We start from the raw sequence: 17,549 nt of genomic DNA, 5'->3' as shown, positions 1-17,549 counted from the left end.
CTAAAAGATGGGTTTGTGGTAAACACCATTTTAAAGGAAGCTGATCTTTTTTGTCCGAACAGCGTTCGGATTAATTTTACAATCTACCATTTACTTTATTAGTTTCGCAATTGTCTCCCAGTACTGGGTTTATCATCAAGAGTTGCTCAGTGGGATTAAGAAGGCCACCCCAATGTTAACCATTACGAACATCTACTACCTCTGTTTCATCAGCTTAACCCCGTTTGCAACATCATGGCTCAACGACAGTTTTCTTAGTCGTGACAGTGCCATCGCTACCGCAAAGAGATGAAACCTTCCAAGCTTATTTCCCCAGTCGATCTGCAGAAACTAACCACCCTGATTCAAGAATCTCAGTTCAAATTGATTTTTATTGGCAGCCCTCGCTATCGACTGAGTCGCCTCATTGTTCCTAAATTGAAATACGCGCTGAAATTAAATTCGATACAGGCTTATTATTTCGATTTTGCTGATGCTGACCCAGATGACTACCAATCCCTTTTTTACCGGATTGGCATTACCGCCTTGCCCAGTCTGATGATAACAAATGGTGATGGCAGCGTGACTTCTATTGATCTGGATCATCTCGAAAAAGCTGTTGGACACTATCAATTTTTGTATTCTTATAAACGAGTGGTTTCTTTATTCCAAATCCGCATTCTCTCGGCCACCAAATAAACAGCCACTGCCTTCAATGTATCCGCCGGAATAAATGCCAAATTTAACACGAGTGACCCAATCAATGAAATTGGGCTGACCAGCCATAACCAGACTGAGCCGATAACATCGACCAATAAGACGCCGGCGAACCAGATAATACTTAATCGACTCCAACGACGGTTAATAAATGGCCGGGAAAGACCATAGCCGATCATGAGTGGCGTTAATAACCACCCGAGCAAATAGCCGCCAGTTGGTCCGACAAAAAATGCAGGCCCTGCCTGACCACCACTGAGCACTGGAAAACCAATCAACGCCAGCAAGAGGAACCCGAAAATCGCCAGGGTTCCTTTTTTGGGTCCTAAAATTACGGCTGCTAACATGATTCCCAAATTCTGCATCACAATTGGAACCGGAATGAAACCAAGTGGTAACGGTGGGATCATTCCCAAAATAATAATGGTTGCAGTAATCAGTGCCGTTTGAACAATTTCTGTGATTTTCATCTAAACGCTCCTATGAGTTGTTAACGGTTAAGTGAACCCCAATCCAAGTTAACCATAAATGTAATGGATTAGCTCAGCCAGTATAACCATTTTCTGGTAAATAAACTTTCGTCACTTCACCACTAGAAACTGTCAGCTGGCCTGAATCAGTGTTCATCACCAATGCCCCTTCATTATCGAAATGATCAGCAATGCCCAGATAGACCCGGCTGCCCATTTCGACCCGAATCTTTCGACCCAGGATATCTGATAATTGCGCATATTCCGACAAAAAATTGCCAGTTTGGTAAGTTTGATACATGTAAAAGAAATTGTCGATAATCTTGGCCACAATCTTATTGCGGTCAATTTGGCTATGAGCAACAATTGCGCCGGCTTTGTGTTTAATCGGATCCGGAAAGTCATCTGTATCAACGTTGAGACCAATCCCCACGATCACATTTTCATGAGAGCCATCTTCAAGACTGGCAGTTGTCTCAGTCAAAATCCCACCACATTTTTTGTCATGAGCAAGAATATCATTGACCCATTTCACGCGAAAATCGACCTGTGGAAAAAAGGGTTGAAGTGAACGAACTACACAGACGGCTGTGCCAGTTGTGATTAACCCGGAATGCAGCGTTTGGCGAGTTTGAATCGGAATCAGCAAGCTCATATAGATACCGGTCTTGGCTGGTGAATAAAATCGCCGACCCAAGCGCCCACGCCCTTTCGTCTGGGTATCCGCCACGAAGATCTGGGGCTTGTACACCGTTTTTTCGGTGCCGTACTGCTTAGCGTAATCATTGGTTGAAGTTAGCCGATCAAACACGTGCATTCTGACCGGGTAAGTTGTCACTCGATAATGATCGATCACTTGAGCATCAAAACATTTTGACTTCTGATAGCTGTATCCCAATCCCTTCTTCGTCTCAATCAGATGCCCCTTTTGCTTAAGCTTTTGAATGTTATTATAAACGGCCAGCCGACTGATGTTGAAGTGCCGAGCAAGTTCATTTCCGGAAATATAACGGTTATCCAGTTCCAATAATGCTCGTAAAATCTGTGATTGATGATCCGCCATTTTATTACCTCATTTTCCTCGCCGGCTTTGACAATTTACCGTCCTGATTAAATCAGATGAACGCCCTTATCAACATATACCACATCGCCGGTCATTCCAGTTGACAAATCACTCATCAAAAAGGCAGCAACGTTACCAATTTCATCAGTTGTAACACTCTTTTGATCAACTGTCCGTGATTCGGATTCTTTTAATAACTCGCCATGATTTTTAATCCCAGTAACTGCCAATGTCTTAACGGCCCCAGCAGAAATTGCGTTCACTCGAATACCAGTCGCACCTAAATCTGATGCTAAATAACGGACGTTGGCTTCCAAAGCGGCTTTGGCAACGCCCATCATATTGTAATTAGGGATTGCCCGAGTGGACCCAAAGTAAGTCAACGTCAAGATGCTGGCTGGGTTGTTCAGCACTGGTTGAGCATATCTGGCAACTGCAATTAATGAATAAGCACTGATATTTTGGGCTAAATCATACCCATCTTTAGTGGTATTAACCAATCCAGAAGTCAATGTATCCTTGTCAGCATAAGCAATGGCATGAATGACACCGTCAATCTTACCATAGCGGTCGCCAATTTCAGCGAACGCCTTTTCAATGTTTTCATCTTCTGAAACGTCACATTCAAGTAAGTCCAGATCTTCGGGAACAAAGCGCTTCAGACTCTTCTTGATCCGATCATTTTGATACGTCAGGACAACTTTTGCGCCCTGGTTCATAATTGCCCGAGTACATCCCCAAGCAATGCTTCGCTTATTCGCAACCCCCATGATTACGATTGTTTGACCATCTAAAAAGTCACTCATGATTGAGCCTCCATTTTATTTTTAATTTGAATTGTCAAATTAAGTGCAAATTCAAGAATTAATACTTTCTAAAACGTCGTTGTCTTTGTTCAATTAATTCGCTCATTGGCAAATTCTCGAGTTCGGTAAACTGTTTGTCCAAGAAGTCGCGCAAATCACTTAAATCATCACCAGGTTTATATTCATGAATAATTTGATTAATAATACCATCTTTCAGTAAACTATCTGGAGTTAACCCAAGTTCTTCGGCAGCCTGTTGCACCTTTGAAGAATCTTTCCACATAATACTTGCATAGCCTTCGGGCGAGAGAACGGAGTAAATACTGTCCTCAAACATCAACACCCGATCACCACATGCCAAGGCGAGAGCTCCCCCACTCCCACCTTCGCCAACAATGATACTGATATAAGGTACCTTGAGCTGCATCCCCTGAATGATACATTGAGCAACTGCTGAGCCCTGACCATGATATTCGGATTCCACGTCTGGCCAGGCACCTGGTGTATTAACCAACGCCAAAATGGGCCGGTGGAATTTTTCAGCTTGCTTCATTAAGCGTAGTGCTTTGCGATAACCTTGCGGCGTCGAACTCCCAAAATGACGGTCAATATTCTCGTCAGTATCAGCGCCCTTTTGGATACCCACAACCGTGATTGGCCGGTTGTTCAACAAACCAACTCCACCAATCAACGCGTGATCATCCGCCTCTAATCGATCGCCATGGAGCTCAAAGAAGTCAGTTGTCAAACCATGAATCAGCTCTGCAATCGAAATTTTATCTTTTCTACGAGCACCTTGAACCCGCTGATAGGCTGTTTTATTAACCATATGCATTCTCCTTTGTATGTAAGCGGAGGAGTTGGGTCAGTGTTTTCTTCATGTCGGACCGTTTCACAATCTGATCAATGAAACCATGTTTCATGACGGTTTCAGCGCTTTGAAAATCTTTGGGGGGTGTTTGCATGATTGTTTGTTCGATTACACGACGACCGGCAAATCCCACTAAAGCGTGTGGTTCAGCTAAAATGATGTCCCCGTCCATTGCAAAACTGGCAGTCACCCCACCAGTCGTTGGATCGCAAAGAACCACGATGTACAATAACCCAGCCGCACTATGTTCCGCAACGGCACTGGAAATCTTTGCCATTTGCATCAAGGAGTGTATGCCTTCCTGCATCCTAGCACCACCTGAAGAGGTGAACATGACCACTGGTAAATCCTTTCGAGTGGCCAGTTCAAACAATCGGGTAATTTTTTCACCGGTTGCACTGCCTAGACTACCCATGATCCAAAATGGATCCATAATGCCCACAGCAACCTGTTGCTTATTCAGCGACCCAATTCCAGTCAGCACACTTTCGTTAAGACCAGTTACTTTCTTGGCTTTGGCAATCTTAGCTCGATACTTCTCATCAGTGTATCGATCAGGAACCGTGATATTTTGATCAATTTCAGTGAACTTATCAAATGTGATCTTGACACGCCGTTTGGCCAAAATCCGAAAACCATACCCACACTTTGGACATGTATGGTCACGGCCCAACCTCATCGATAAAAACTTGGCATGACAAATTGGGCATTCCCGCATTACATGGTCGGGGATTGCATCCATTCGTTTGACTAATTCGTCATGACTGGGCATTTTAAACCGACTCTGCAACATGGAATCCCTCCTTGTTCGTTAAAACCTGATTCTCGATAAAGTTGGTTGAATACTGGCCGGAATTAAATTCAGCAGTGTTAATCAAATACTTTAAGAAGGTTTGATTAGTCACTACCCCATTGATCTTGAGTTCCCCTAGAATTCGATTCATCTTGGCAATTACGGTATTCCGATCATTCAAATGAACGATCACTTTGGCAATCATTGAATCATAGAATGGTGAAATAAAGCTTCCCTGGGCGACCCCGGAATCAATTCGAACTCCGAGTGACCCAGCCGGAAAGAACAAATTATTAATCCGACCTGGTCGGGGAGCGAAGTTATGACTAGGATCTTCGGCGTTGAGACGACACTCAAGGGCATGTCCCTTTACGGCTACATCTGCTTGCGTAAATGGCAGCTCTTGCCCATCAGCAACCTTCAGCTGGGCTTTAACCAATTCGATACCGGTCACTTCTTCGGTAATCGTGTGCTCAACTTGAAGTCTGGTGTTCATTTCCATGAAGTAAAAGTGGTGGTCTTCGGTCATCAAGAATTCATAGGTCCCTGTATTGGTATAGCCTAATTTTAAAGTTGCATTGGCAACAATTTCGCCCAATTTTTTCCGTTCAGTCGGTGAAATCTGGACACAGGGGCTTTCCTCGATCACCTTTTGGTGGTTCCGCTGAAGGGAACAATCCCGCTCTGGCAGATAGACCACATGGTTAAATTCATCGGCAATGACTTGCATTTCGACGTGTTTGGCATTTCGAATCAATTTTTCGACATAAATATCATCGTTGTTGAACGATACCCGGGCTTCTTGTTGAGTCTGCTCGAAGGCACTATGAAGATCTTCTGGTCGATCAACCTCACGAATTCCCTTACCACCGCCACCTGCAGCTGCCTTCAATAAGACTGGGAAGCCAATTTTTTCTGCAACTGTTTCTGCTTGGCTGGCTGTTTTGACAACTCCCTGGCTACCAGGAATTACTGGCACGCCAGCTTTTTTCATGGCTTCTCTGGCATTTGCTTTATCACCCATCAGCGAAATCAATTCGTGACTGGGACCGATAAACTTGATATGACAGGTTTCGCAGAGTTCCGCAAATTCGGCGTTCTCTGACAAGAATCCGTAGCCAGGATGAATTGCTTCACACCCAGTCAGGTTAGCAGCACTAATGATTTGAGCCATATTGAGATACGACTCGCTCGGTTGTGGTCCACCAATACAGATTGCCTCATCAGCTAAGTGAACGAACAAACTGTCTTTATCAGCACTAGAATAGACTGCTACCGCCGTGATGCCCATATCGTGCAGTGCCCGAATAATTTGGACGGCAATTTCACCACGATTAGCCACTAATACTTTTTTAAACATCTGCTCACCTCCGTCATTCAACTGCAAAAATTAAATCAGCTTCACAAATTGATTGGCCATCACGATGAATCGTCCCGTGACCCAAGCCAATATTCCGTTTCAATTTTTTCATGACAACTTCAAATTCCAATTTGTCACCGGGTCGAAAGTCATCTTGAAAAGTGGCATTCTTGATTCCACCGAAAAAGACATTCTCCCCTTTATTTTCAGGAATCGACAAAATCGCCGCAACCCCGGTTTGAGCCATTGCCTCGATCATAATTGGGCGTGGCACTGCTAATCGACTACTCGTTTGGTTGGCAAAGAACCACTCATTAATCGAAATCAGCTTAATGGCTGAGGCTGAAACTCCTGGTTGAACATCAATAAACTTATCAATCATTTCAAAGGGATAACGCTGTGGAATGACATCATTTACTGCTGGTTTCATTTAATTAACCCTTCGTGACTTGAAAAATCGGCTGGTCATATTCGACCATGCTCCCATCTTCAACTAAAATATTAGAAATTGTTCCAGTGACATTGCTCTTGACCTCGTTGATCATCTTCATGGCTTCAATCACACAAACGACCTCACCTTTTTCAACGTGGTCACCCTGTTTTTTATAAACCGGTTTATCCGGACTTGGTGCAAAGTAAACGACGCCGACAAACGGTGCCTTAATTTCGGCAACATAGTCCTTGACTGACTGTTGCGGCTCGCCAGCAGGTTGAGAATTGGCACTGGTAGATTTTGGCACTTCACTGACTGGCGTTTTAGAACCAGTCGGCTGCTGAACAACAACTTGGTCATTCTGCTCACGTTTACTCAACTTTAATTTGAAGTCATCCTGAGTCAATTCGAAGTCTTTCAGTGATGATTGATCAAATTTCTCAAGCAAGCGTTCAATTTCTTTCTCATTCATTGTTTAATCACATCCCTTAAATACAATTACCGCGTTATGGCCTCCAAAACCAAATGAGTTACTAATTGCGTAATTTACGGGGGCTTTTTTATTGTCGTCGTTAACCAACTCAATATCACAGGCTTCGTCTTGGTTAACCACACCGACGTTCACGGGCATCTGGTTATGCTGGATTGCGCCAATCGTTGCAACGGCTTCAATTGCGCCGGCAGCTCCCAGTGCATGGCCAGTCATCCCTTTGGTACTGCTGACTTTAACATGGTCATTCTTGGCAAAGACTTGTTTAATAGCTTTAGATTCGGCGCTGTCGTTAGCATGGGTGCTGGTTCCATGAGCATTGATGTAATCAACTTCGGTTTCATCGATGCCGGCTTCATCAATCGCTTGTTGCATGGCACGAATGGCACCCTTGCCTTCTGGGTCCGGGGCAGTCATATGATAGGCGTCGCTGGTGGTTCCATAACCAACAATTTCAGCTAAAATATTGGCATGGCGGGCTTTGGCGTGATCGTAATCTTCAAGGATCAAAGTTCCAGAACCTTCACCAAGCACAAATCCATTCCGATCCTTATCAAATGGAATTGAAGCCTTCTTTGGATCAGTTTCCTTGGACAATGCCGTTAAGGCCGCGAAGCCAGAAATTCCAATTTCATTCACTGACGCTTCGGTTCCACCCGCAATAATGGCCTTCGCCTTGCCTTGCTTGATATACTCAAACGCATTTCCAATCGCGTTAGTTCCTGATGAACAGGCGGTGACAATTCCCTGGCTGGTGTTCAGCGCATTAAAAGCAATCGAAATGTTACCGGCCGCCATATTACTAATTGAATCCGGAACAAACAATGGGGATACCCGCTTAGGGCCCTTATCATGCATCTTGATAACCTGTTCTTGAATAGTGGTCAAGCCACCAATTCCAGAACCATAAATCACGCCAAGATCTTCAGGATCAATGTTGTCTTCGGTGAGACCAGCCATCTCCATTGCTTCTTTGGCACTATACAGTGCATAAGTACAGAACAAATCATTTCGCTTGGCAAACTTCTTGTCAACTCGTTTTAACGGGTCAAAGTCTTTCACCTCACCAGCAACGGTAATGCCAGTCGGCTCTGCGTCAAATTTGGTAATTGGATTAATGCCCACTTTAGAAGCAAATAAATTCTTCAAAAAACTTTCAACATCGTTTCCAATTGGGGAAACAATTCCCATTCCGGTAATCACTACCCTGCTCATTAATTTACTCCTTCAACAACTCTAAATTGTTAAACCGCCATCGACCGTGACCACTTGGCCAGTGATGTACTGATTATGAATCAAAAATGCGACCGCGTCGGCAATCTCATCAGGTTCGGCAAATCGTTTCAACGGAATCTGATCCGTAAATTCTTTTTGTCGGCGTTCGCTCATTTTACCAGTCATGTCAGTGGCAACCATTCCGGGGGCAACCGCGTTACACCGAATATTTCTCAGGGCACCCTCTCTGGCAGCGGTCTTCGTTAACCCGACTAGTCCGGCCTTGCTGGCTGAATAATTTGCCTGACCCAAATTACCATGTAACCCAGAAATGCTGGACAAGTTCACAATGGCCCCTGAGCGGCTCTTTTGCATGAATTTCATCGCAAACTTGGTCATGTTAAAAGCACCCACCAGGTTCGTGTCGATCACGGCTTTAAAATCAGCTAACTTTAACCGGCTTAACAACTTGTCCTTTGTAATGCCGGCATTGTTCACCAGAACGTCAATTTGACCGTATTTTTCAACAACTTCGCCGACTATTTTTTCAGCGTCGGCTTCATTAGCCACATCGCCAACCAAATTATCAAATGAAAAGCCTGCGTCTGAAAAGCTTTGTTTCTCTTCGTCAGTTAAGGGATGGTGTGAGTTAATCACAACTGTCATCCCATCACTTGAAAGCCGTTTAGCGATTGCCAGGCCAATTCCCTTGGCAGCTCCGGTTACTAATGCAACTTGTTTTGTGTCATTCATTATTTCACCAACTTTGCTTTTGATCGAAAATCGTTTAACGTCTTAACACTATCAATATGGAATGTATGATCGTTCGCCACCACATTCTTGGCAAACTTCATCAACGTATCGCCAGGGCCCAGTTCAACAACTGTATCAACACCCAATTGAGTAAGCTGTTGAATGCAGTTATAAAAATGGGTTGGATTAATGAGCTGATCGATTAACGTTTGCTTAATCGTGTTAACTTCGAAAGGTTGAGACGTTGTGTTACTGATCACTGGGAAAGCCAACTGGTTAAACGAGACATCTTGAATTCGTTTTGCCAACAAATCGGAGGCCTCCTGCATAAATGGGGTGTGAGACGCAACCGTCATTTTCAACGGGACAACCCGTTTAACACCGTGCTCATGCAGATAATCGGTAGCTGCTTGAAGCCCCTCAATGGAACCACCAATCACAATTTGAGAATCTGTGTTGTAATTGGCTACATAGATCTCACCCTTCTTCGAACCGACTTTTACCGCTTGGTCGACCATGTCAGCAGTCGTTTTTAAGACAGCCGCCATTTTGCCAGGATGATCCTGACCGGCTTTATCCATGTAGTGACTGCGATCACGAACCAATTGAAGGGCATCACTGAAGTCCAATCCCTTGGCAGCGACAATCGCGCTATACTCACCAAGACTCAAACCAGTGGCACCAACTGGATCACCAAAATCTTGATTGATAATCCGTTCAATCCCTGTACTCATGGCGACAATCGCCACTTGGGTATTGACCGGATTATCAAAAACGGTGGCATCGCTCATATCCATATTCAAAGCTTCGGAAGCTTGATCAATTGTTTGCCGATAAACAGGTTCTTGTTGATACAAGTCCTGTCCCATTTTGCCAAATTGCTTACCTTGGCCGCTAAATAAATAACCTAGTTTCAAATTATCGACCTACTTGTCAGTTTTTTGCTTCAAAACGTAATCAACTAATTCACCGACAGTTTCCATACTTTCATCAGTATCGATTTCGATATCGTAAAGGTCTTCGATCTTGTCAATCACTTCAAAGATGTCCAAACTGTCTAAATCCAAGTCGTTCTTGAAATTGGTGTTTTCTTTAACCTTGTCAGCGTCTACGTCCAATTGGTCTACGATAATGTCCTTGATCTTGTTAAATACTTCTTCTTTAGTCATAATAAATCTCCTCTAAATGTTTGTTATTCTTTTTTTGTTCATCAATGTTCATTGCTTGCTAATATTTCATAATCATGGTTCCAACCGTTAATCCGCCGCCAAATCCGGATAGGGCGATGACATCCCCCCTTTTAATGATTTTTTGTTTAACTAATTGATCTAACAAAATTGGTTCGCTGGCCGCAGCTGTGTTTCCATATTCATCAATGTTAATTGGAAACTTAGCCATCGAGACCGCCAATTCATCGGCGATCCGTTCCACAATCCGGCGGTTGGCCTGATGTAAAACAAAACAGTCAACCTCATCAGCCGTTAAATTGGCCTGCTTCAAGGCGTCGTTAATTGATTCTGGCACGTTCTTAACGGCGAAGCTATAAACTCGCCGGCCACTCATCTTGAAGAACGGTGAAAATGGCTGTTGATCTGTTGCAAATGGTGACGGATTGCCTGTTTGGCCAGCAGTTAAATATTGACCCAGATTACCTAATGTCCGCAGATCTTCACTGATAAACGAACCCTTATCTACAGCTGTGTTTCGAATCAAAACGCCGCCAGCACCATCGCCAAACAGCACTGCGGTGGATCGATCAGACCAATCCAACAATTTGCTGAGGGTTTCGCCACCAATCAAAATGGCATTTTTTTGCTGATTGGCAATCAACATCTGTTTTACCAAATGTAACCCGTAAACAAATCCTGAACAGGCTGCGTCAATATCAAAGGCAATGGCATGATCCGCCCCAATATTACCTTGAACCATCGCACTCACAGATGGGGTGAGATAATCCGGCGACATCGTAGCCACCGCAATCAAATCAATATCTTTAGCAGTTAAGTCACTTTGGGCAATTAATTGTGTCGCCACATCAGTACACATTGAACTGGTCGTTTCCTCAGTCGCAATCCGTCTGCGCTTAATCCCGGTCCGTTGCGTGATCCACTCATCTGACGTATCCATCATCGTCGCTAACTCATCGTTAGTCACAACGTGGTCAGGTGCCGAACTGGCTGTTGCCATGATTTTGAAATCTTCAAATTTCATCTACCCGAAACCTCACCAATAAAATCTTCCACGTTCATTAACGCTTGCTTCATTTTTTTGATATCCGAACCGTCGAATCCCTTGAGACACTGCTCAACCAATTTTTGATGGAATGCATAATGGGCTCGGTAAAGCAGTCGGCCTTTACTAGTTAACACCAAATTAATGATTCGCCGATCCCGTTGATTCCTTATCCGGGAAATGTACCCTTTGCGTTCCAAATTATTTAAATTAGCTGTCAGCGTTCCCTTGCTCAATCGCAAGATCCGAGCAACCTCGGACGTCGTTTTACGGTCATGTAAGCCAATCGTATGGACCAAATGCAATTCTTTTGCGGTGATGTCCTTAAAATGGCTCTTCTTGATTTCGCTCTCTTCGATTCGCATAATCTGATCATAAATGTCCACCAAAGAATCGCTAATGAAGTTGTAGTCTTCTTTAATTTCATCACTTATTGCATTCATGAGATTGGTCTCCTACCAATTTGTCCAAATTAGATTTTCTTCTTAGGATCAGGGACGATAAACGTTAACTCTGCAGAACAGGCAACCTTATCTTCGACCTTTGCTTCACACTTGACTTTGCCCATATTGTCACGTTGTTTTTCCATGGTGACGTGTAGTTTAAGGACATCGCCCGGACGAACGACTTTTCTGAATTTGGCACTGTCAATTGCCCCCAGATAAGCCGTTTTGCCTTGATATTTCTCTGTCTTTAAAATCAAAATTGAAGCGGCTTGGGCAAGTGACTCAATGATCAACACACCAGGCATGACTGGATTGCCAGGAAAATGGCCTTGGAAAAATTCTTCATTAATTGTCACGTTCTTGGTACAAACAATTGACTCACCAGGATTTAATTCGTCGACCTTATCCATAAACAGGATTGGGTAACGGTTCGGAATCAAATCCATAATTTCAGCTGCATCTAATACACTCATTGATTTCTTCCTTTCAGTTGCAAACAGCTACATTCAATTAAATTAGTTCGAAACCTAAACTAATTATTGAGAAGCGTCCCTTAAAATTAAAAACATGAAGCCCTCATTTTGAACAAAACACATCATATACCAGAATAGTTTGAATATCAAACTATTCTGGTTAACGGCATTATATACTGGTTGCGAGGACCCGTAAAGATTTTTTTAAATATTTGAATAAAACACATCATATACCATATTAGTTTGAATATCAAACTATTCTGGTTAACGGCATGCCGATAAACGTCATTGTATACGGGTTGCGAGGACCCGTAAAGATTTTTTTAAATAACGGATATTTAAAGTAGCTTCAGTTCAAATGAGCAGCAAAAAAGCTTCACCTCTGAGCGCTACTTATGCATCGCAGGTGAAGCTTTTGGGGATGGATTATGATGGTTCCAAAATTACATCATCATTATGGCTGATTCACTGATTAAAATCGGCTTACTCAATCGTTGTGTAAATCAACTCTGGCACTTTGGCTGTGTCTGCCACTTCAATATTGTCATACAACAATTTCTTAATATCATCAATCTCTTCACGATTACTATAAATCGTTAACAGCGGTTCACCAGATTCGACCTTATCACCAATCTTTTTATTGAGTACAATACCAACCGAGTAATCCAATTGATTGTCAGCCTTTTGACGGCCGCCACCGAGTAACATGCTGGCAACGCCAACTTCATCGGCAACAATTTTAGCAATTACACCTGATGTTTTGGCAGGTAATTGAATTTGGTATTTAGCCTGGGGCAAGACCCCATTTGGATCGTTGACAACATTGGGATCACCGCCCTGATCCCTAACCATCGCTTCGAAGCTGGCTAAGGCCTGGCCATTATGAATGACTTCCTCACACATTTTCTGCCCTTCAGCAGTTGTTTTAGCTTTGTCACCCATGACTGCCATGTAGCCACCAATAGTCACAATCAGTTTTTCCAAATCAGCTGGGCCATTACCTTTCAATAAATCAATTGATTCTTCAATCTCAAGTGAGTTGCCAATCACATTCCCTAATGGCTGGTTCATGTCTGTAATCAGCGCCATAAATTGCATGCCAACGCCTTTGCCAATGTCAACCAAGGCCCTGGCAAGCGCTTTAGAATCTTCCAATGTCTTCATGAAGGCGCCCGCACCAGTTTTAACATCAATCACCAAGGCATCGGTCCCAGAAGCAATCTTTTTGCTCATAATTGAACCGGCAATTAGTGGAATTGAATCAACCGTATCGGTTACGTCACGTAAGGCGTAGATCTTCTTATCGGCCGGCGCAATATTTCCCGTGGCGCCGATAATGGCTAAGTGATCCTTCTTGACTTGTTTAATGAAATCCTGCTCACTAATTTCAACCTGATAGCCTGGAATGGCTTCCAGTTTATCCAGGGTTCCACCGATATGGCCGAGGCTCCGACCGGAGATCATGGGTACCGGGATCCCTAAAGCGGCCACCACCGCTGCCAAAGGAATACTTGTTTTGTCTCCCACTTTAAAGGAAGCTGATCTTTTTTGTCCGAACAGCGTTCGGATTAATTTTACAATCTGCCTGAAATTAAAGTAAAACATTTATAAAAAAAGCCAATTACTACAGTAATTGGCCAGCCAATAACAACCATGGATTCATTTAAAAGGTTGTTAAAAAGTTTAACATATAGGGAAAAATTTATCTTGTGCTACGACTTAAAAAGAAAGAAACTACTGCTACAACAACTATTGCGCCTATAATTGACGGAATAATGGCCATACCAGCTATATTTGGCCCCCAACTGCCTAAAATAGCTTCACCAATGGATGAGCCAACTAAGCCAGCGATAATATTGCTAATCCAGCCCATAGCTGCGCCCCGATTAGTGATGGCACCAGCAATTGCGCCGATAACAGCACCAACAATTAAAACCCATAACCAATGCATAAAATTCACTTCCCCTTTTTTTGAACAAACATTCTATAATGATTACAAGGATAAATATACCCTTATCAAGGGTGTGATGCAAGGAAACCATACGATCAAAGCTGTTGAACAAATTCACAATATTTCCTGTGCATGCTATTTATTTCATAAATGTTTCAATAATAAAATAGGTATGTAAAACAATTATTTGTGTTTCATATCTCCGATCAAGTGGAGTGTCCATTAACCAATTTTTGAGATTGCTAGTGTTGGGTTGACTGGGTGTCAACTTATATTATTAGCTACACCAATATGTATTTTCGGATAGATCAGTTAACTTAGCATTAATCATTTTTTCTTAAATAAAATAAAAAAGTGGGTAAATAAAAAATGATCATGCTGTATACACAGTCAGGGTGTCATTCTTGTATGACATCTTGCTCCTTCTTTTGTCCTCCTGCTTGTGCCACAGGTAATCCTTCTGAATCCAGCGTAAGGTTTCTCGCAAACTATACTTCTTCTCTGAAATGTAATACCAGGCAACCGCAATTTGAAAAACTGGTCCATCTGATTGAACCCAATGACACATTGATCGTCACAAAGTTAGATCGTTTTGCTCGTAATACTAGAGAAGCATTGAACTTAATTGATGACTTATTGAAAGAAAAAATAATGATTAAGGTTTTAAGTTTAGGAACAATAGATAACACCCCAATTGGGCGTATGATTGTCAGAACTTTGCTATCGGTTGCGGAGATGGAGCGTGATATGATTATCGAGCGTACGCAAGCCGGTAAAATATTTGCAAGGCAACACAATCCCGACTATAAGGAGGGTAGACCCAAAAAAAAAGATAGCCGGAATATGGCTATCTTTGAATATTCTAACTCTCATACTGTGAAGGAAGCTGCTAAAGCTTTTAATATTTCTCCGCGCACAGTGCAACACATTAAAAAGCTATTTAGATAAATAACAAATACCACTGTCTATTTACATTACAATTCCTTTCAATAATTTAATAGCTTTTGTCAGGAATTGTAATATAAATGGGTCTACACTTTCTGGTGTTGAGAAATAATCAGCACTGAACGTGTAGGCCATTTTTGGATAACGCAAAAAGACACCTACTCAGTGTCCATGCTATGCTTGTTAGCGTCGAAACCAAAAGCAAGTGAGGTGAGTAAATGTCACAATACGATCCTACACTGTCCGTCCTTGGAATACCAGACCATAATATCAAAGTAGCCTTTGTTCGTCATGAATATCGCGGCAACGGGGTACGTCGCCGCCAGTATCATGTGATTGATGCCGAGCTGACTTACCGGTTAACTCGGTGCCCACTGTGTGGCTTTGAGGCCTTGCACCCTAACAGGTTTTACACGACCCACGTGCGCGTCCTCAATGGGGTTGAAATGCCGACAGTCATTGACTTGCAAAAGCAACGATGGCGCTGTCATAGCTGTTACCACACAGTCAGTGCCAAGACGCCACTCGTGCAACCCAACCACACGATCGCCGCTCACATGACAGAGCGAATCATGAAGTTAGCGCATGAACGGTTGCCAGTCAAAACCATCGCCCGTATTATCGGGATCTCAGCTTCCTCGGTTCAACGGATCATTGACCAAAATCTCAAACTCCGACCGGCTCGCCGGCTACCCACGCGACTCTGCTTTGATGAGTTCCGTTCCACTCATGGCATGATGTCGTTTATCTGTCTTGATGCCGATTCACATCGTCTGATTGCCTTGCTTGGTGATCGATTCAACCGCACGATTAAAAACTTCTTCATCGCTCATTATTCACTCACTGAACGCACTCGGGTCCAGACGGTCACCATGGACATGAACGCAGCTTATCAGACGATTATTCATAAGGTTTTCCCCAAGGCCCAATCGTCGATCGGTTCCATATCATTCAACTTGCGGCTCGTGCCCTTGATCAGGTACGCGTCCAAGCGTTCAAACAGCTTGATGACAAACACAGCCGTCCTTATAAGATTATGAAGACAAACTGGCGGCTTTTTCATCAAACTGCGCCTGACGCTAAACACAAACAGTTCCTGTTTGGTTTGAATGAAGACGTCACGCAACACGAGGACATCGATATCGCACTTGATACTGAGCCCAAGCTCAAGCAAACCTACGAGACCTACTTAGCGCTTCATGATGCTTTGATAGTGAAGAAACATCCCGCGGAACTGGCAAACCTGTTAGCTACTTACGAGCCAAACGGTACGGCAATGGACATGACGATCGCGACGCTTAAGCGATACAAAGTCGCTGTTCTCGCCGCTGTTGTCACCAGCCCTTATTCCAACGGTCCGATCGAAGGGATTAACCGCCTTATCAAGTCACTCAAACGATCCTGTTTTGGCTTCAAGAATTAGCTGAACTTCTTCAAACGAATCTACCAAATCACGGCATAACATGACAAAGACGGCTCCCCAAATGGAGAACCGCCTCAAATGATAAATTTATTCTTCAACACCAGTTGACGTAGAGCCACAGTTATGGTTCTTGTGTATTCTTTTATCTCTTGTTTTTTCCCGAAAAAATAGTAAAATAGAGGAATGCTTAATCTTTTATGTGAAAAATTATTTTAAAGAGGTAAATATAAACATGCAAGGAGTTCTTCTCGCGCTTGTTCCAATTTTTGCTTGGGGTTCTATCGGAGTGGTAGCTAATAAATTTGGTGGTGATGCTGATCAACAAACGCTTGGAATGGCTTTGGGCGCTTTTGTTTTTGCACTTATTGTTTTCTTATTCCGCATGCCAACGTTGACATGGCAAATTTTCTTAATTGGATTTATTGGTGGATTGCTTTGGGTAATTGGACAATTTGGTCAGTTTAATTCAATGAAATACATGGGTGTTTCAGTAGCGAGTCCACTTTCATCAGGAAGTCAATTAGTAATTGGTGGATTGCTTGGGGTTTTTGCTTTCCACGAATGGACAAAACAAATTCAATTTATTCTCGGATTTATTGCGATGGCTGTTTTGGTAGTTGGGTTCTATTTCTCAGCTAAACGTGACCCAGAAAATACAGTTGTTGAAGAAGGACGTAATTATACTAGAGGATTTACTGCTTTAACTTACTCAACTTTGGGATATGTTAGCTATGTTATTCTTTTTAATAACTTAGCAGTACTTTGGTTCAATGTTCATTTTAATACACTGACAATTACCTTGCCAATGTCAGTTGGAATGATCTTGGGAGCACTTGTGATGGGGCATTTCAAAATTAAAATGGAAAAATGTGTTTATCAAAATATGATTGATGGGGCAATGTTTGGTGTAGGTAATATCTTTATGCTTATGGCTGCAAGCGCTGCTGGTAACGCAATTGCCTTTTCATTCTCACAGTTAGGCGTTATCATTGCAACTATTGGAGGAATTCTCTTCCTTGGTGAAAAGAAAACCAAAAAAGAATTGGTTTATATTGGAATTGGGATCGTTCTGTTCGTAACAGGTGCAATTTTACTTGCAATTGTAAAATCTAAGGGATAATAAAAAAGC

The 17,549-nt window shown here is 42.8% G+C and carries 20 protein-coding genes and 2 pseudogenes; 5 read left to right on the top strand and 17 right to left on the bottom strand.

The annotated features are described in order from the left end of the window. The first annotated feature begins 40 nt into the window (after positions 1 to 40). The gene (locus tag HMPREF0518_RS09570; RefSeq protein ID WP_080680629.1) at positions 41 to 292 is read left to right on the top strand and encodes a TMEM175 family protein; all 252 of its coding nucleotides are present in this window, start codon (positions 41 to 43) and stop codon (positions 290 to 292) included. Next, positions 289 to 678 (top strand): hypothetical protein, encoded by a 390-nt coding sequence (locus HMPREF0518_RS09995; protein WP_143441532.1) that lies wholly within the window; start codon positions 289 to 291, stop codon positions 676 to 678. The genes HMPREF0518_RS09570 and HMPREF0518_RS09995 overlap by 4 nt, the downstream gene beginning before the upstream one ends. Here HMPREF0518_RS09995 and HMPREF0518_RS01155 read toward each other — a convergent pair. The 17 genes and pseudogenes from HMPREF0518_RS01155 to HMPREF0518_RS01075 all read right to left on the bottom strand — a co-directional run bounded on the left by HMPREF0518_RS01155 (position 624) and on the right by HMPREF0518_RS01075 (position 14,052). Beyond that, a complete protein-coding gene (locus HMPREF0518_RS01155; protein ID WP_003625260.1) occupies positions 624 to 1,166 on the bottom strand; it encodes a biotin transporter BioY in 543 nt (180 codons plus the stop codon). The genes HMPREF0518_RS09995 and HMPREF0518_RS01155 overlap by 55 nt on opposite strands. Before the next feature lie 73 nt (positions 1,167 to 1,239). After that, positions 1,240 to 2,229: a biotin--[acetyl-CoA-carboxylase] ligase gene (locus HMPREF0518_RS01150; protein ID WP_003625259.1), complete on the bottom strand. Its 990-nt coding sequence runs from the start codon at positions 2,227 to 2,229 to the stop codon at positions 1,240 to 1,242. A gap of 47 nt (positions 2,230 to 2,276) precedes the next feature. Further along, a complete protein-coding gene (fabI, locus tag HMPREF0518_RS01145) occupies positions 2,277 to 3,035 on the bottom strand; it encodes an enoyl-ACP reductase FabI (RefSeq protein ID WP_003625257.1) in 759 nt (252 codons plus the stop codon). A gap of 58 nt (positions 3,036 to 3,093) precedes the next feature. Further along, entirely contained in the window at positions 3,094 to 3,864 is a 771-nt protein-coding gene (accA, locus tag HMPREF0518_RS01140) for a carboxyltransferase subunit alpha (RefSeq protein WP_020828944.1), read from the bottom strand. Then, positions 3,857 to 4,699, bottom strand: a complete 843-nt coding sequence (locus tag HMPREF0518_RS01135; protein WP_003625253.1) for an acetyl-CoA carboxylase carboxyltransferase subunit beta — start codon at positions 4,697 to 4,699, stop codon at positions 3,857 to 3,859. Before HMPREF0518_RS01135 ends, accA begins: the two co-directional genes overlap by 8 nt. After that, a complete protein-coding gene (gene accC, locus HMPREF0518_RS01130) occupies positions 4,680 to 6,059 on the bottom strand; it encodes an acetyl-CoA carboxylase biotin carboxylase subunit (RefSeq protein WP_012212319.1) in 1,380 nt (459 codons plus the stop codon). Before accC ends, HMPREF0518_RS01135 begins: the two co-directional genes overlap by 20 nt. Before the next feature lie 13 nt (positions 6,060 to 6,072). Continuing rightward, complete coding sequence (locus HMPREF0518_RS01125; protein WP_003625250.1) at positions 6,073 to 6,489, bottom strand: 3-hydroxyacyl-ACP dehydratase FabZ family protein; 417 nt, start codon at positions 6,487 to 6,489, stop codon at positions 6,073 to 6,075. A gap of 4 nt (positions 6,490 to 6,493) precedes the next feature. After that, a complete protein-coding gene (gene accB / locus HMPREF0518_RS01120; protein WP_003625248.1) occupies positions 6,494 to 6,964 on the bottom strand; it encodes an acetyl-CoA carboxylase biotin carboxyl carrier protein in 471 nt (156 codons plus the stop codon). A 3-nt stretch (positions 6,965 to 6,967) separates the two neighbouring features. Beyond that, the gene (gene fabF, locus HMPREF0518_RS01115) at positions 6,968 to 8,197 is read right to left on the bottom strand and encodes a beta-ketoacyl-ACP synthase II (protein WP_003625246.1); all 1,230 of its coding nucleotides are present in this window, start codon (positions 8,195 to 8,197) and stop codon (positions 6,968 to 6,970) included. Between the two features lie 21 nt (positions 8,198 to 8,218). Further along, positions 8,219 to 8,950, bottom strand: a complete 732-nt coding sequence (fabG, locus tag HMPREF0518_RS01110) for a 3-oxoacyl-ACP reductase FabG (protein WP_003625244.1) — start codon at positions 8,948 to 8,950, stop codon at positions 8,219 to 8,221. Continuing rightward, the gene (locus tag HMPREF0518_RS01105; RefSeq protein ID WP_003625242.1) at positions 8,950 to 9,867 is read right to left on the bottom strand and encodes an ACP S-malonyltransferase; all 918 of its coding nucleotides are present in this window, start codon (positions 9,865 to 9,867) and stop codon (positions 8,950 to 8,952) included. Before HMPREF0518_RS01105 ends, fabG begins: the two co-directional genes overlap by 1 nt. Before the next feature lie 9 nt (positions 9,868 to 9,876). Beyond that, positions 9,877 to 10,119 (bottom strand): acyl carrier protein, encoded by a 243-nt coding sequence (locus HMPREF0518_RS01100; RefSeq protein WP_003625239.1) that lies wholly within the window; start codon positions 10,117 to 10,119, stop codon positions 9,877 to 9,879. A 58-nt stretch (positions 10,120 to 10,177) separates the two neighbouring features. After that, positions 10,178 to 11,161, bottom strand: a complete 984-nt coding sequence (locus HMPREF0518_RS01095) for a beta-ketoacyl-ACP synthase III (protein WP_003625237.1) — start codon at positions 11,159 to 11,161, stop codon at positions 10,178 to 10,180. Continuing rightward, positions 11,158 to 11,625, bottom strand: coding sequence for a MarR family winged helix-turn-helix transcriptional regulator (locus HMPREF0518_RS01090; protein ID WP_003625235.1), 468 nt, complete (start codon positions 11,623 to 11,625; stop codon positions 11,158 to 11,160). The genes HMPREF0518_RS01095 and HMPREF0518_RS01090 overlap by 4 nt, the downstream gene beginning before the upstream one ends. Before the next feature lie 29 nt (positions 11,626 to 11,654). Beyond that, complete coding sequence (gene fabZ, locus HMPREF0518_RS01085; protein ID WP_003625233.1) at positions 11,655 to 12,101, bottom strand: 3-hydroxyacyl-ACP dehydratase FabZ; 447 nt, start codon at positions 12,099 to 12,101, stop codon at positions 11,655 to 11,657. Between the two features lie 483 nt (positions 12,102 to 12,584). After that, a pseudogene (locus tag HMPREF0518_RS01080) lies at positions 12,585 to 13,628 on the bottom strand (thymidine phosphorylase); the annotation flags it as partial. Positions 13,629 to 13,803: 175 nt separating this feature from the next. Continuing rightward, on the bottom strand, positions 13,804 to 14,052 hold the full coding sequence (locus HMPREF0518_RS01075) for a GlsB/YeaQ/YmgE family stress response membrane protein (RefSeq protein ID WP_002831196.1): 249 nt from the start codon (positions 14,050 to 14,052) through the stop codon (positions 13,804 to 13,806). Positions 14,053 to 14,460: 408 nt separating this feature from the next. On the opposite strand from HMPREF0518_RS01075, the gene HMPREF0518_RS01070 reads away from it, so the two are divergent. The 3 genes and pseudogenes from HMPREF0518_RS01070 (at position 14,461) to HMPREF0518_RS01060 (ending at position 17,540) form a co-directional block, all read left to right on the top strand. Then, positions 14,461 to 15,000 (top strand): recombinase family protein, encoded by a 540-nt coding sequence (locus HMPREF0518_RS01070; RefSeq protein ID WP_080543071.1) that lies wholly within the window; start codon positions 14,461 to 14,463, stop codon positions 14,998 to 15,000. A 215-nt stretch (positions 15,001 to 15,215) separates the two neighbouring features. Continuing rightward, positions 15,216 to 16,420, top strand: a pseudogene (locus HMPREF0518_RS09565) (ISL3 family transposase). A 232-nt stretch (positions 16,421 to 16,652) separates the two neighbouring features. Further along, positions 16,653 to 17,540 (top strand): GRP family sugar transporter, encoded by an 888-nt coding sequence (locus tag HMPREF0518_RS01060; protein ID WP_023192880.1) that lies wholly within the window; start codon positions 16,653 to 16,655, stop codon positions 17,538 to 17,540. Positions 17,541 to 17,549 lie beyond the last annotated feature (9 nt).

Source organism: Lactobacillus helveticus DSM 20075 = CGMCC 1.1877 (assembly GCF_000160855.1).
Taxonomy (GTDB): Bacteria; Bacillota; Bacilli; order Lactobacillales; family Lactobacillaceae; genus Lactobacillus; species Lactobacillus helveticus.
The sequence above is the reverse complement of the archived record's forward strand: the minus strand, read 5'-3'. Positions and strand labels throughout refer to the sequence as shown.